General features: G+C 39.5%; 16 protein-coding genes. 14 read left to right on the top strand and 2 right to left on the bottom strand.

Features of this window, described 5'->3' with window-relative positions; genetic code table 11:
- The first annotated feature begins 93 nt into the window (after nt 1-93).
- From obgE to BUB77_RS00890, 7 genes are all read left to right on the top strand, one after another.
- Nucleotides 94-1380, top strand: a complete 1287-nt coding sequence (gene obgE / locus BUB77_RS00920; protein ID WP_073271956.1) for a GTPase ObgE — start codon at nt 94-96, stop codon at nt 1378-1380.
- A gap of 108 nt (nt 1381-1488) precedes the next feature.
- Nucleotides 1489-1803 (top strand): ribosome assembly RNA-binding protein YhbY, encoded by a 315-nt coding sequence (yhbY, locus tag BUB77_RS00915; RefSeq protein ID WP_073271953.1) that lies wholly within the window; start codon nt 1489-1491, stop codon nt 1801-1803.
- Nucleotides 1804-1822: 19 nt separating this feature from the next.
- Nucleotides 1823-2440: a nicotinate-nucleotide adenylyltransferase gene (gene nadD, locus BUB77_RS00910; protein WP_073271950.1), complete on the top strand. Its 618-nt coding sequence runs from the start codon at nt 1823-1825 to the stop codon at nt 2438-2440.
- The gene (gene yqeK / locus BUB77_RS00905) at nt 2440-3027 is read left to right on the top strand and encodes a bis(5'-nucleosyl)-tetraphosphatase (symmetrical) YqeK (RefSeq protein WP_073271948.1); all 588 of its coding nucleotides are present in this window, start codon (nt 2440-2442) and stop codon (nt 3025-3027) included. The genes nadD and yqeK overlap by 1 nt, the downstream gene beginning before the upstream one ends.
- 10 nt (nt 3028-3037) lie before the next feature.
- The gene (rsfS, locus tag BUB77_RS00900; RefSeq protein ID WP_073271945.1) at nt 3038-3397 is read left to right on the top strand and encodes a ribosome silencing factor; all 360 of its coding nucleotides are present in this window, start codon (nt 3038-3040) and stop codon (nt 3395-3397) included.
- A gap of 186 nt (nt 3398-3583) precedes the next feature.
- Entirely contained in the window at nt 3584-5008 is a 1425-nt protein-coding gene (locus BUB77_RS00895) for a tyrosine-protein kinase domain-containing protein (protein WP_073271943.1), read from the top strand.
- Nucleotides 5009-5055: 47 nt separating this feature from the next.
- Nucleotides 5056-5775, top strand: coding sequence for a CpsB/CapC family capsule biosynthesis tyrosine phosphatase (locus BUB77_RS00890; RefSeq protein ID WP_073271940.1), 720 nt, complete (start codon nt 5056-5058; stop codon nt 5773-5775).
- On the opposite strand, the gene lexA is transcribed toward BUB77_RS00890, so the two are convergent.
- Nucleotides 5758-6372, bottom strand: coding sequence for a transcriptional repressor LexA (gene lexA / locus BUB77_RS00885; RefSeq protein WP_073271937.1), 615 nt, complete (start codon nt 6370-6372; stop codon nt 5758-5760). The genes BUB77_RS00890 and lexA overlap by 18 nt on opposite strands.
- A gap of 326 nt (nt 6373-6698) precedes the next feature.
- On the opposite strand from lexA, the gene yneA reads away from it, so the two are divergent.
- Nucleotides 6699-7061, top strand: a complete 363-nt coding sequence (yneA, locus tag BUB77_RS00880) for a cell division suppressor protein YneA (protein WP_084123853.1) — start codon at nt 6699-6701, stop codon at nt 7059-7061.
- 214 nt (nt 7062-7275) lie between these two features.
- Nucleotides 7276-8595, top strand: coding sequence for a nucleotide sugar dehydrogenase (locus BUB77_RS00875; protein ID WP_073271934.1), 1320 nt, complete (start codon nt 7276-7278; stop codon nt 8593-8595).
- A gap of 397 nt (nt 8596-8992) precedes the next feature.
- Here the strand turns inward: BUB77_RS00875 and BUB77_RS00870 are convergent, their stop codons facing one another.
- Nucleotides 8993-9325, bottom strand: a complete 333-nt coding sequence (locus tag BUB77_RS00870; protein ID WP_073271932.1) for a hypothetical protein — start codon at nt 9323-9325, stop codon at nt 8993-8995.
- 194 nt (nt 9326-9519) lie between these two features.
- On the opposite strand from BUB77_RS00870, the gene BUB77_RS00865 reads away from it, so the two are divergent.
- The 5 genes from BUB77_RS00865 (at nt 9520) to BUB77_RS00845 (ending at nt 14168) form a co-directional block, all read left to right on the top strand.
- Entirely contained in the window at nt 9520-10659 is a 1140-nt protein-coding gene (locus BUB77_RS00865; protein WP_073271930.1) for a UDP-N-acetylglucosamine 4,6-dehydratase family protein, read from the top strand.
- A gap of 121 nt (nt 10660-10780) precedes the next feature.
- A complete protein-coding gene (locus tag BUB77_RS00860) occupies nt 10781-11461 on the top strand; it encodes a PIG-L deacetylase family protein (protein ID WP_073272917.1) in 681 nt (226 codons plus the stop codon).
- A gap of 60 nt (nt 11462-11521) precedes the next feature.
- Nucleotides 11522-12109 carry a sugar transferase gene (locus BUB77_RS00855; RefSeq protein WP_084123851.1) on the top strand — a complete coding sequence of 196 codons (588 nt, stop codon included), beginning with the start codon at nt 11522-11524 and terminating at the stop codon, nt 12107-12109.
- A 260-nt stretch (nt 12110-12369) separates the two neighbouring features.
- On the top strand, nt 12370-13065 hold the full coding sequence (locus tag BUB77_RS00850; protein ID WP_073271927.1) for a WbqC family protein: 696 nt from the start codon (nt 12370-12372) through the stop codon (nt 13063-13065).
- Entirely contained in the window at nt 13062-14168 is a 1107-nt protein-coding gene (locus BUB77_RS00845) for a glycosyltransferase family 4 protein (protein WP_073271925.1), read from the top strand. The genes BUB77_RS00850 and BUB77_RS00845 overlap by 4 nt, the downstream gene beginning before the upstream one ends.
- Nucleotides 14169-14235 lie beyond the last annotated feature (67 nt).

Here is a 14235-nt window from a genome sequence, read left to right as displayed (position 1 = left end):
ACCCCAGATTCTTGATTTATTCATGAATGTGGGGTTTGTTCATGATATAGGAATATCTTTAGGAGATTAGATATTCAGGAAAGAGGTGATACAATGTTTGCAGACAGTGCGAAGATATTTATTCGTTCCGGCAAGGGCGGCGACGGACATGTAAGCTTTCGAAGAGAGCTCTTTGTTGCTGCTGGGGGTCCTGACGGAGGAGACGGCGGTAAAGGCGGAGATGTTATATTTGAAGTCGATGGTAATTTGAACACCTTAACGGATTACCGCTTTGTTAAAAAATATATTGCCGAAGAAGGAGAAACCGGAGGCAAGAAGAACTGCCACGGAAAGAATGGTGCAGATTTAATCCTGAAGGTGCCCGAAGGAACAGTTATTAAGGAGACAGAATCCGGCAAGGTCATAGCGGATATGTCCCATGGAAACCGGCGGGAGGTAATCCTAAAGGGAGGCAGAGGCGGAAAAGGCAACCAGCATTATGCCACAGCAACCATGCAGGTTCCAAAATATGCCCAGCCGGGGCAAAAGGCCAAAGAGCTTAATGTTACCTTAGAGCTTAAGGTAATTGCCGATGTTGGTCTGGTAGGATATCCCAATGTAGGTAAATCCACATTCCTTTCCCGTGTAACCAATGCCAAACCAAAGATAGCCAACTATCATTTTACAACTCTGAATCCGAACTTAGGTGTAGTGGATTTGGAAAATGGAGACGGTTTTGTAATTGCAGATATTCCAGGGCTTATTGAAGGCGCCTCTCAGGGAATAGGGCTTGGTCATGAATTTTTAAAGCATATTGAGCGGACCAAGGTCATTATTCATATGGTGGATGCTGCCGGAGTGGAAGGAAGAGATCCAATAGCCGATATTGAGACCATAAACAGTGAGCTGAAGGCTTATAATGAAGAGCTTGCCGATAAACCTCAGGTAATAGCTGCCAATAAGCTGGATATTTTATATGGTGAGGAAGAGGAAAAGGCTGTTGGAGTTTTAAAAGATGCCTTTGAACCTCAGGGTATAAAGGTATTTCCCATATCTGCCGTTAGCGGTAAGGGAGTAAGAGAATTGCTTTTCCATGTAAAGGAATTGCTTGACAGTCTGCCTTCAGAGCCGGTAGTCTTTGAGAAGGAATTCGACCTTAATGCCATTGACTTTGGTAATGAGCCCTATACTGTTGTAAAGGAAGAAGAGCATCTCTTTGTAGTGGAAGGTCCAAGAATTGAACGTATGTTAGGATATACCAATCTGGATTCCGAAAAGGGCTTTGAATTCTTCCAGCACTTTTTAAAGGACAGCGGTATTCTGGATGAACTGGAAGCACTGGAAATTGAAGAGGGAGATACGGTCAAGATGTATGGTCTCCAATTTGATTACTATAAATAGAATTCGGTTTATTGATTGATAGATTGCAGGGACGGAAAGGAGATGTTGCAAAATAGCCTCGCATAGCTGGCTATTTTGCAACGACCCCTTCTCCGGGAAAGGAAATAAATGACGAGTAAACAAAGAGCCTATTTAAAAGGGCTTGCCATGAATATCGAGCCGATTTATCAGGTTGGAAAAGCAAGTCTTACGCCTGAACTGACACAGGGACTTGAGGAAGCTCTGGAATCCAGAGAGCTTATTAAGGTAACAGTACTTAAGAACTGCCTTGATGATCCTACTGAGATTGCCAGAACGGTTGCAGAACGTACCCATTCCGAGGTGGTACAGGTTATCGGAAAAAAATTTGTCTTATATAGAGAATCTAAAACCAGGAAAAAAATAGAGTTACCGAAGGAAACCTTAAGCAAAGGGAATAAATAATACAAATGAGGGTATAAAGATGATGAAAATAGGAATCATGGGAGGAACCTTTAATCCGATTCATATGGCACATCTCATTCTTGCACAAAGCGCCTTGGAGCAGCTTGGGCTGGATAAAGTACTTTTTATGCCTTCTAAAAGACCGCCCCATAAGTGTAATGAAATAATAACAGAAGATTGGCACAGGGAAAAGATGGTGGAATTGGCCATTAAGGACAATCCTTATTTTGAGCTTTCACGGGTTGAACTTACAAGGGAAGGCACAACTTATACTGCCGACACTTTGCAGGAGCTGACGATTCAGAACCCTGATGTTACTTATTATTTCATTATGGGGGCAGATTCCCTGTTTCAGATGGAAAGCTGGTGGGAACCGCAGGTAATATTCCGGTTAGCACATATTGTAGCGGCTGTCAGAGGTAACGAAACCAGACAGGAGCTAAGGGATCAGGCTGAACTTTTAAGTTCGAAGTACGGTGCCTTCATTCATATCCTGAACACTCCCTATTTGGATATAGCATCCCATGATTTAAGAAATATGGCAGGCAAAGGCTGTTCTATCAGGTATTACGTTCCTGATGCTGTATGTGATTATATCATGGAACATCATTTATTTTCAGGAAAAGGGCAGAAATAATGAAGGAAGATTTATATCAGCTGGAAAAAAGTTTAGGAGATATCCTGCCAAAGAAAAGATATCTTCATTCACTGGGGGTCATGACTACTGCATTTTCCATGGCATTGGTGCATGACGCTGATTATGAAAAGGCTTTGATAGCAGGACTTTTACATGACTGTGCAAAATACATGACCGGCGAGGAAATGCTGACAGAGTGCATTACCAATGGGGTGCCGGTAAAACAGGTGGAGATGCTGAAGCCTGACCTGCTGCACGCTAAGCTTGGAGCATTTTATGCAAAAAGCGTATATAATATAGAAGATGAGGAAATCCTTTCTGCTATAACCTGGCATACAACAGGCAGGCCGGATATGACATTGCTTGAAAAGATTATATTTGTAGCAGATTACATGGAGCCAAACCGTACCTCATCCGTAATCCCTAATCTGGATAACATAAGAAAACTATCCTTTGAAAATCTGGATAAGGCTGTTTATCAGATTTTAGGAGATACCATAGCTTATCTGATGGAATCAGGTAAACTGATAGATGAAACCACAGCCGATACCTATGATTTTTATAAAAGGAAATTGTGCAAAGAGTAAAGGAGTATCAATGGATACAGCAAAAGAAATCGCAAAATTGACCTATAAAGCTTTGGATGATAAGAAGGCAGAAGATATTAAGGTTATTGAAATTGGCAGCATCACCGTTATTGCTGACTATTTTATTATTGCAAACGGAACTAACTCCTCACAGGTTCAGGCCCTGGTGGACAACGTTATGGAAGAGCTGTCAAAGAATGGGTATGAGCCGAAAAGAATAGAGGGCATTAGGTCTGCAAGCTGGATATTAATGGACTATGGTGATGTAGTTGTGCATATCTTTTCCAAAGAGGACCGCTTATTCTATGATTTGGAGCGTATCTGGAGAGACGGTAAACTTGTCTCCAAAGAACAACTTGAAGTGAAATAAGTAACACCATATAAATATTGACCTTGTATGGGCTGCTGCAATCAGGCAAGAGAGAAGAATTTATTCTTCCTTCCTGTAATGTGGTAGCCCTTTCTTTATTTTACCTTTTTCTCCATAAAATGTACCCAAAGTCCTTATTCCTTCATAGAATAAAACAAAATCTATCCGGAAAGGAAACGGTCCAAAATGGAATTCACAGTTACTGATATTCTGCATCTTCTAAAAAAACGTTTTATTCTGATAGCAGCATGTACTCTTGGGGGTCTTTTATTGAGCTTTCTATATACCAGTTATTTTGTCGATAAAACATATACTGCTTCCACTCAGTTCTATGTTAGTACGGCGGACAGTACCGCTGCTAATCTGTCAGAGCTGGATTATGCACAGAAAATAGCGGAGACCTATATTAATTTTTTGAATACAAGGCAGTTCTATGCTCAGGTATTGGAGTTAAGCAGGCTTCCCTATAGCATGCCTGACCTTAAGAAGATGACTGAAATAAAAACAGTTCAAAATACGGAGATTTTCAGCATAACTTTAACCAGCAAAAATCCTGATGATTCCTATCGATTAGTTAAGAGTATGGAAACCATTGCGCCCAAGCTGATTGAAAAGATAAAATCAGATGCTGTTATAAATGTAGTGGATCCGGTAGTTTACCAGCCTTCCCCGTCAGGCCCCAATACGATCTTAAATACATTGCTTGGAGGTATAATCTGCGGATTTATGGCATTTTTTCTGTCTATGGTGAAGGAAGTCCTTAACCTTAAGGTCGTAAGCCAGGAGGATTTATTGAAACACTATAACATTCCATTACTTGGAGCGATACCGGACTTTGCAGCAGAGGATAACAGTAGAGATAAAAGTATCCCTGCCAGATTAAAAAAGCTAATAAGAAAAGGTTATGGAGAGGATTTAAACCAAGGATTAATTACACAGGATTCTTTTCTGGTGACAGAGAGCTATAAGGCTCTGCGGACAAATTTAAGATTCTCCATCCGGAAGGAAGAATGTAAGAAGATATTAATTACCAGTCCCTCACCGGAGGATGGTAAGAGTACAACGAGCATAAATCTTTCAATAGCCATATCACAGGCAGGATATAAGGTACTTTTGATTGACTGTGACTTGAGAAAAGGGAGACTTCATCATTATTTTAAAGCAAAAAGCCAGCCAGGTCTGAGTGACCTTTTATCCCATATCAATTCCTTAAAAGAATGCCTTTATATAACACCCTATGAGAATCTGCACATGATGCCAATGGGCTCCACACCTCCCAATCCCTCCGAGCTTTTAGGCAGCAAGCAGATGGAATTATTAATAAAAGAGCTGGAAACGGAATATGATTATATTGTACTGGACACACCGCCTGTAAATGTTGTGGCGGACTCTTTAAGCTTTATAAAGAGTACCGATGGGGCAATTTTAGTAACAAGGGAGAATAAAACTACTTATTCTGACATTGATAATGCACTTATGAAGTATCATTATGCAAAAGCAAATATCCTGGGATTTGTTCTCAATGGAATTTCAGAAAAGGAATTAGGAGGGCATAAATCGAAATACTATTACAGCACAAAGAAAAATAAAAATAACGGAATAGTTCATTAACAACAAAGCTTTTACATGCCGCTTTACGCGGCGGAAGAGAGGTAATCATGATTGATATGCACACTCATATACTGCCTGGCATTGATGACGGAGCTTTTTCCAGTGAAGAAGCAATTATGCTGACAGAATATCTTTACCACCAAAAGGTAACCACAGCTGTATGCACACCTCATTTTTACCCCATGGAGACGACATTGGAGGAGTTTGTTAAGAAAAGGTCCAATGCCATGGAAGCAGTATCCCACAGTAAGATACACTTAGTAGCCGCCAGTGAGACCTACCTGCACAGGTTCCTTTTCAATAACAGGGATTTAAAGCCGCTGTGTATTGAAAATACCAGTTACCTGCTTCTGGAATTGCCTGATATGAAAGCCTGGAATAATGAGTATATGGAAGAACTGGATAGGATAATCGGGTATTACAATATTAACCCCATTATTGCGCATATTGACCGGTACAAACCGCTGATGAAGAGCAGAAAGCTTTTAAGGAAGCTTAAGGATATGGGGTGTCTTTTACAAATGAATACTTCCGCCATTACAGGCTCTGAGACAAAAAGAAAGGCTTTAAGCCTGATAAAAGAGGGTTACGTAGACTTACTTGGCAGTGATTGCCACAATATATCTTACCGGCCTCCTGTTATAGGGGAGGCCAGAAGAATTATCCTTCACAAGCTGGGCGAAGATACTTGGGACAGATTAATGCATAACGCCAACCGGGTTGTTCATTCCAATGCAAACAATAAAAAATCAGAACATGCGGAATAGTCCGATTACCTTGCCAAGGATTTCAAGTTCATTAACAATAATAGGCTCCATGGAGTCATTTTCAGGCTGTAAACGGTAATAGCCATTTTCTTTGAAGAAGGTTTTGACGGTTACGGAATCTTCAATTAAAGCCACAACAAAATCTCCGTTTGAAGCATGGGACTGCTTCTGGACAAGTATCTGGTCCCCGTCGAATATACCGGCATTGATCATACTTTCGCCCTTTACCTTTAACATAAAGGTTTCTTCATTGGGCATGTATTCTGACGGAATAGGGAAATAGCCTTCAATATTCTCAACAGCAAGTATTGGCTGACCGGCTGTAATGGTTCCCACAATTGGAACGCTGACCATCTCTCTCTTCGATAAGTTAAAGGTGTCATCCATGATTTCGATTGCTCTTGGCTTTGACGGGTCACGTCTTATGTATCCATTCTTTTCAAGAGTTTCCAGATGGGAATGTACAGAAGAGGTGGATTTTAACTTTACTGCTTCACAAATCTCACGAACTGCAGGGGGATAGCCTTTTGATAATGTTTGTTTTTTTAAATATTCAAGGATTTCTTTTTGCTTCGGGCTGATTTTGCCATAGCTCATTTATATTTCCTCCGTTTATTGAAATTTATCAAATTCATGTATTATGTACAAAAGTTTCACTTTCATTGCAATCATTATAACATGCTTTTTTGTCAAATGCAAAACTTATGTTCGCTTTTTTTGAAAAAAGTTATAAATTACCGTTGACAAACAAATGTTTGGGTATTATAATCAGGATATGAAAACAAGTGTTCGCAACATATGTTCGATAATCCATATAAAAGGCAGCTGACAGCCATATTACAGGCATTGTCCAACAGCAGAAAAGCTTGCAGTGCCGAAGGGTATGTGATTACAGAAGATGAGAAATATAGGAGGAATGCATTATGAGTCAAACAACATTCACTTTGATTACCGGACAGATACCGGCAAGAATTATTCATTTTATACATAAGAAGCAATTTTTTGCACTGCTTGGAATTTTGATTGCAATTACTTTGACAGTATTCTTCCTCTTAATTCCAACGGATGTAACCGCACAAAAACTGGTGGATTCCAAGAAACAGATAGTAAGTGTTCAGATAAAAAAAGGGGATACTCTCTGGAGCATTGCCGACGAATATATAACGGATGACTATAAGAATATGAAATCTTATATCAGAGAAATCAAAGAAACCAACGGTTTGTCTTCCGATACCATTCATGAAGGCAACTATATTGTCATACCTTACTTTGCACAAGGGGAATAGGCTATAACAGCTTACAAACCGTCTAATTCCTTCGAAATACACCACTTAAAAATAGACCGCCAGGCAAACTGGCGGTCTATTTTTGTGACAAAAAGAGCATTTAGTCATACTATGGTTTTAGATAGGCTTTCAGAAATTTATGATTTAGGAGCCTAGATTTAACTTTAGGCAGAGCTTTAAGCTCCGTACTATTTAGAAGAGTGAGGTAATTTCCATGAGTTTGTCAAAGGATTTAAAAGCGAAAAAGGAAAGCCTTTCTGTTATAGGGCTTGGCTATGTTGGTATGCCCCTGGCACTGGCTTTCTCTAAAATATATCATGTTATCGGATACGATATCAGCAGTGATGTGATAAAAAAATATAAAGAGGGAATTGATCCAACCAAAGAGGTAGGGGATGAGGCAATAAAAAAGGCTGCTATTGACTTTACTGATGCAGAAGAAAATCTTCGTCTGGCAAAATTTCATATTATTGCTGTTCCCACACCGGTAACCTCTCATAAAATGCCGGACCTTAAGCCGGTAGAAACGGCAAGTGAGATTGTAGGAAGAAATCTTTTAAAAGGATCTATTGTAGTCTATGAATCCACAGTATATCCGGGTGTTACGGAAGGAATATGTGTTCCCATACTGGAGAAATTTTCAGGGTTGACCTGCGGGAAGGATTTTAAAGTGGGCTATTCGCCGGAGAGGATTAATCCGGGAGATAAGGTCCATAGGCTTGAGAATATAAGAAAGATTGTATCAGGCATGGATGAAGAGTCATTAAAGGAAGTAACGGAGGTGTACAGCCGTATTATTAACGCAGGGGTATATCCGGTCAGCAGCATTAAAGTGGCAGAAGCGGCTAAGGTTGTTGAAAACAGCCAGCGGGATATTAACATTGCCTTCATGAATGAGCTGGCTATGGTATTTGAAAGGATGCAGATTGATACCAGAGAAGTAATTGAGGCAATGAGTTCGAAATGGAATTCTTTGAATTTCTACCCAGGTCTTGTGGGCGGGCATTGCATTGGTGTGGACCCTTATTATTTTATCTATGAGGCGGAACGCCTTGGCTACCATTCACAGATCATTCTTTCCGGGCGCAAAATAAATGATGGTATGGGAGAATTTATCACGGATATTATTTTAAAGAAACTGATACTTACTAATAGACCGGTCAGAGACAGTAAGGTGGCAGTGCTTGGGATTACCTTTAAGGAAAATTGTCCGGATATCAGAAATACAAAGGTTGTGGATATCTATCATAAGCTTCAGGAATACGGTATTGAACCTGTTGTATATGACCCTTTGGCAAATGCGGAGGAAACCAAAAAGCATTATGGAATAAGTCTTATTTCCAGAGAAGAAATTAAGGAAGCCGACTGCCTGGTATTTGCCGTTGCCCATGATGAATTTAAGGCATTAAAGGAAAAAGAGATTATGGCAATGTTTAAGGCAGGTAAAGCGGAAGAAAAAGTTCTGATAGATGTAAAAGGAATCCTTGATAAGGACAAATGGATAGAAAAGGGATATCAATTCTGGAGGCTTTAATCATAATTAGATAAGAAGCAGATTGTAGATTGATATAATGAAAGAGACTGGTTAACATAAAATAATTATGTTAACCAGTCTCTTAATTATATATATCATTTTAAATTATATCATTAAAATCTATTTTAATTTATCTCAAAGTTCTTCTAGAATTTAATAAAAAACCTATTAAGAATTTAAAATTAAATAGCTTATTAATCATTTATATTAAAACCCATTAAGAAATTATATGGAAGCCCATTAAAAATTTATATTAAAAGTCCACTAAGATTTTACAGTATAACCATTATACTATTTGAAAATTAAAAGTCTTTTATCAATTTATTTATAAGCTTTTTAGTGTTTATAAGTTAAAGGTTTACAGCAAAAAAATAGGTCCTGGCGGACCTATTTTTTATTAGGTATCTTTACGTATTCTGCAAAGGAGCCAGCCAAAGACACCTGAAATTCCTCCTAATATAGCACCAACCAAAAGGCTGAGAAGTATAAATCTTCTTGTAAATTGCAGGCAGTCGAAAGAGGCAACAAGCATTGGAAAATGCGTAATATCCTTAAAAATGAATAATCCCCATATATTGATCAGATATATGAATAATCCAAATATCAGGGATGTAAAAATGCTGCTGGATTTTTCACACAAAGCAACTAGCCTGAATATTCTGTCTGCGAAAATACCGCTGATTAGAATAATTAATAACAATACAATAAACTGCATTACAATATAAGTCATAAAATTCTCCTGCTCCTTTCTAATTATCAACTTATCTTTGAGAAGTTTCTTTATATTTTATGCTGCATATGATTTATTGTTACAGGATATGACCTGCTTAGAACCGTTTAATGGTTTATATGTCACATTATCAGAAATAAAAGAATATATTAATATAGTTTCTGACGAAATTTTACCGGGAAGGGGCAGTTGAGTTGAAGTGGAAAAGGGCTTTTAAGTACAAAAGAGGCAAACTGAATCTGATACCGGATGAATTGCTGGGAAGGGAACCTGTCAGCCTTGGGAGGGAGGGTGGACAAAGCTTTTTATCAGATAAAGTTATCCTCGTTACAGGAGGAGGAGGTACTATAGGCTCTGAAATATGCAGGCAGGCAGCCAGAGAAGGACCCAGGCAGCTTATTATTCTTGATATTTATGAAAATAATGCATATGAGCTGCAGCAGGAATTAAACGTTACTTATAAGAATTTAAATCTGAAAATTGAAATTGCATCTGTCCAGGATGCTATGGCAGTTAATAATATATTCAGAAAATACCATCCTGAGCTGGTATTCCATGCTGCGGCCCACAAACATGTGCCGCTTATGGAGGACTGCCCGGGGGAAGCTGTCAAGAACAATATTTTTGGTACCTATAATGTCATAACAGCAGCCAGAGAATTCAGAGCGGAAAAGTTTGTATTAATATCAACGGATAAGGCTGTAAATCCCACAAATATCATGGGAGCCAGCAAGCGCTTTTGCGAAATGCTTCTTCAGAGTGTGAAGTATGGCAGCACCGGCTTTGCTGCGGTACGCTTTGGCAATGTTCTCGGCTCCAACGGCTCCGTAATCCCTCTTTTCCAGTCTCAAATAGACAGAGGCGGCCCGGTTACCATAACAGATAAAAATATCCTGCGGTATTTTATGACAGTAACGGAGGCAGCCAGTCTGGTACTAAAGGCCGGAGAAATGGCAGCCAGCGGGGAAATCTATGTTCTTGATATGGGAAAACCGGTTCGAATTCTTAGTCTGGCAGAGGAATTAATAAGGCTTAACGGATTTGTTCCATATAAAGATATTGATATCATTGAAACCGGATTAAGACCCGGTGAGAAATTATATGAAGAGTTATTAGCAAATAAGTGTGAACTAACTGCAACAGTAAATCATAAGATATTTATTGAAAAGCAGGAAGAAATTGCATTGTCTCAAATAACATATTCCCTTGAAAAATTGAAGGAAGCCTTAAAAAACAGTTCCAACGAAAAAATCCGGTCGGCTTTAAAGGAAGCAGTGCCAACTTATAAGGAGCCGGAGGAGGTCAATGATAGATTAAGAGAATTTCTGAATTAGTATGAAAGGACTGTAATTTGTTTCATATTATTTTGTAATCCTCAGCCATAGATAATTCTTTCATTTGTTTTTATTTGAGACTATATCACAGGCCAGTCTGTGATATGCAATGGGTATAAATATGAATTATTTATTTGTTGTAGCACATCCCGATGATGAAGTATTAGGTGCAGGCGGTACCATTAAAAAACTGTCAGAGGAAGGAAACCGGGTTGAGGTATGTATTCTTTGCGGCGAAGCGAAAGCCAGAAAAAACAGACCGAAAACAGCAAAGCTGCGCCAGGATATTATAAATTGCAGTAAAATAATTGGAGTGAGAAAAGTTTATCTTGGGAGCTTTCCGAATATAGAATTTAACAGTGTTCCGCATATCAGGCTGGTGCAGTTTATAGAAAAGATTTTAGCGGTCTCTGAGGCAGAAGCCGTATTTACCCATCATCCGGCAGATGTTAATAACGACCATTATCAGACTTCTCTGGCCTGCCAGGCAGCTATACGCCTCTTTCAGAGGAACCCTGTTATAAAACCGGTCAAGGAATTACTTTTCATGGAAATTCCTTCCTCTACGGAATGGTCCCTGAATTCCTCCCTCCATTCCTTTACACCCAACATATTTGTAGAAATCAAAGAAGCAGGGCTTGCAAAAAAAATAGAAGCCCTGTCCCAATATGAGGGTGTAATGAGAGAGTATCCTCATCCCAGAAGTGAAACAGCAATCAGAGGTCTTGCCTCCTACAGAGGATGCCAGGCAGGGCTATTATATGCGGAAGGATTTGAATTGGTATTTCGAAGAGAGCAGTAAAAGAATGCTTATGGGAACCCTTCTGCCATAGCTCATATATTTAGCAGGGGGATTGCATATATGAATAGGATTTATGAAAGAAAAATGAAGAGGAAGCTTGATTGTGCCATTTGCTGTATGGTCTTACTACTCACATTTCCGCTGCTGCTTCTGATAGGAATCGTTATTAAGCTGGAAGATGGGGGAAAGATTCTGTTTACACAATACAGAGTGGGAAAGAACAGGGTGCCTTTTAAAATATATAAATTCAGGACAATGAAGGAAAACCATGAAAACCCTGAAATAAGGGCTTTTCAGGGAGATAAGAGAATAACCGGAGCAGGGGCTTTCCTGCGGAGAACGAGCCTTGATGAGTTGCCCCAGCTTATTAATATCATAAAAGGGGATATGGCAATTATAGGACCTAGACCGGTATTACCGGAAGAAGCCAGGGAGGAAGAAGGTAAATTTCCCTATGAAAAGAGGTTTTCCTGCCTTCCGGGATTATTCTGTACCATAGATATGAAATACCGTGCGGCAGCCACAAGAGAGCTGCAATTTACAATGGATGTTTCCTATGCAGAAAATATAAGTTTTAGAGGGGATATGGTAATTTCAGTTTATACGACGGTTACCGTGCTCCTTGGAAGAAATATATACAGTTCCTAGGTTTGCAGTGGTGAAGTTGGAAGAATGTGGTGCGTTTTTTTACTTCTTATTTTGACAGTACAGAAAACAGGCTTGTGTTAAGCAGGGAATAGTTTGAAAATGCAAAGCAATTTTCACATTAAATAACACTACAAGCATGTTTTTAATTATGGGATTGATAAGAAAAATGTGGTGTATTTATTAACATCTTAAAAGCAGTACCGCAGCCAAGCTTGCGGTATGCACAGGATTAGCAGGAAGAAAGAGAGAGGGAATAAGCTATGAGAATTGCTATCCATCAGCCGGATTATTTTCCATATTTAGGATATTTTTATAAGATTTCCAAAGCTGATTTGTTTGTTTACCTGGATGATGCCCAATTTTCCAATGACAACATGCACCATAGAAATAATATCAAAACTTCTCAGGGCACAAAAAGAATAACCATACCTCTTGATTATCATTTTAAGGATGCAATCAATGAGGTTAGGACAAAAGATGAGCTTGGCTGGAAGAAGAAGCATCTGGACCTTTTAACGGCCAATTACAGTAATGCCAGATATTACAAGGAAATCTTTCCGGTGGTAAAGGAACTTCTTCTTACAAAATATGAAAACCTGGCAGACATGAATATGACAATCAACCGATTTATCCTTGCAGGTTTTGGCCTGCGTACAGCCATAGTAAAAGCTTCCGAGCTGAATGTGGATTCCAAAAAAGAGCAGCGGATTTTAGATATCTGCACAATACTTAGGGCAAATGAATACTATTCGGGACTTGGGGCAAGGGCTTACCAAGCAAAAGAGGACTTCCTGGACAGAGGGATTGCACTTACTTATACGGATTATAAACCCTTTAAATATCCTCAGCAAGGGGAGGGCTTTGAAGGTAACCTGTCCGTTCTGGATTTTTTATTTAATTGCGGCTTTGATTGGAATAGAGTACTTGAGGGTGTCAGGAAGGGTGAAGGACAATGAAGATATTGGTAGGAGCCAGCCATGGGCCTTCCATGTTTAATTTCAGACAGGATTTTATAAAGGAAATGGTAAAAAAGGGACACCAGGTAGTCTGTGTATCTGTGGAAGCAAAGGACTTAATGGAAGAGGATACTAAGAAGTTAGGGGCATCCTATGAATCTGTGGGAGGCAGCAGGACGGGAACGAACCTCCTGGAAAACCTGGTTATGTTTTTTAACTATGTGCGTGTTATCAGGAAAACAAAGCCCGATATTTGCTTCTTTTTTATGGCAAAGCCTATTGTATTTGGGGGATGTGCGGCAATTTTTTGCAGGATAAAGCATATTTATTCCTTTATCACCGGTCTTGAAACGGTATTTTACAATAAGGGAGTTAAGAATTGTCTGATAAGAAATATGCTTTGCCTGTTTTACAGATTCATCTTTCATTATAGTGAGAAGTGCATCTTCATGAATCAGGATGATTATAAAAGCATGAGAAAGCGGCAGCTTTTAAAAGCCGGAAAGGAAGTATTTGTGAATGGCTCCGGTGTCAATACAGAGTATTTTCGAAAAACTCCGGTACCGGATACTCCCTGTGTCTGTATGACGGCAAGACTTGTCTATGGAAAGGGAGTCGAAGAATATTGCTCGGCGGCTTCGGTCTTAAAGAAAAAGTACCCCCAGGCAGAATTTCTACTGGTGGGAGGACTGGATGAACATAAGGATGCCATTTTGGAGGAGGAGCTTATATCCTATCTGGAGGAGGGAGCCGTTACCTACTGCGGCCGTGCAGATGATGTCAGACCCTACCTTAAGAAATGTTCAATCTTTGTGCTTCCCTCCTATCATGAGGGAAACGGGCGGAGTATTGTTGAGGCAATGGCGGCAGGAAGAGCCATTATAACAACCGATGCTCCGGGCTGCAGGGATACCGTGATCGAAGGTTACAACGGATTTCATGTACCCGTAGGTGACAGCCCTGCCCTGGCTGAAAAAATCGGACTATTGATTGAAAATAAAGGACTTCGGGAAAGCATGGGAGAATATTCTTATCTTTTATGCAGGGAAAAATTTGAAGTAAGTAAAATAAATGAGATATTGTTGAATGCCATGGGACTGTAGAATAAAAGCATTTCTCAGAAAATACTTCCCAGGCAAAGGAGTGTAACAAGAACACATTTTGAAAGAA

Source organism: Anaerocolumna jejuensis DSM 15929 (assembly GCF_900142215.1).
GTDB lineage: Bacteria > Bacillota > Clostridia > Lachnospirales > Lachnospiraceae > Anaerocolumna > Anaerocolumna jejuensis.
This window is presented reverse-complemented; position numbering and strand designations above follow the sequence as displayed.

Excerpts from the sequence above, each read along its gene's own strand:
- BUB77_RS00895 (WP_073271943.1), top strand. The coding sequence starts at position 3,584 with ATGGAATTCACAGTTACTGATATTCTGCATCTTCTAAAAAAACGTTTT.
- lexA (WP_073271937.1), bottom strand. The coding sequence starts at position 6,372 with ATGAGCTATGGCAAAATCAGCCCGAAGCAAAAAGAAATCCTTGAATAT.
- yneA (WP_084123853.1), top strand. The coding sequence starts at position 6,699 with ATGAGTCAAACAACATTCACTTTGATTACCGGACAGATACCGGCAAGA.
- BUB77_RS00860 (WP_073272917.1), top strand. The coding sequence starts at position 10,781 with ATGAATTATTTATTTGTTGTAGCACATCCCGATGATGAAGTATTAGGT.
- BUB77_RS00845 (WP_073271925.1), top strand. The coding sequence starts at position 13,062 with ATGAAGATATTGGTAGGAGCCAGCCATGGGCCTTCCATGTTTAATTTC.
- obgE (WP_073271956.1), top strand. The coding sequence starts at position 94 with ATGTTTGCAGACAGTGCGAAGATATTTATTCGTTCCGGCAAGGGCGGC.
- BUB77_RS00875 (WP_073271934.1), top strand. The coding sequence starts at position 7,276 with ATGAGTTTGTCAAAGGATTTAAAAGCGAAAAAGGAAAGCCTTTCTGTT.
- nadD (WP_073271950.1), top strand. The coding sequence starts at position 1,823 with ATGATGAAAATAGGAATCATGGGAGGAACCTTTAATCCGATTCATATG.
- BUB77_RS00890 (WP_073271940.1), top strand. The coding sequence starts at position 5,056 with ATGATTGATATGCACACTCATATACTGCCTGGCATTGATGACGGAGCT.
- rsfS (WP_073271945.1), top strand. The coding sequence starts at position 3,038 with ATGGATACAGCAAAAGAAATCGCAAAATTGACCTATAAAGCTTTGGAT.
- BUB77_RS00850 (WP_073271927.1), top strand. The coding sequence starts at position 12,370 with ATGAGAATTGCTATCCATCAGCCGGATTATTTTCCATATTTAGGATAT.
- BUB77_RS00855 (WP_084123851.1), top strand. The coding sequence starts at position 11,522 with ATGAATAGGATTTATGAAAGAAAAATGAAGAGGAAGCTTGATTGTGCC.
- yqeK (WP_073271948.1), top strand. The coding sequence starts at position 2,440 with ATGAAGGAAGATTTATATCAGCTGGAAAAAAGTTTAGGAGATATCCTG.
- BUB77_RS00870 (WP_073271932.1), bottom strand. The coding sequence starts at position 9,325 with ATGACTTATATTGTAATGCAGTTTATTGTATTGTTATTAATTATTCTA.
- yhbY (WP_073271953.1), top strand. The coding sequence starts at position 1,489 with ATGACGAGTAAACAAAGAGCCTATTTAAAAGGGCTTGCCATGAATATC.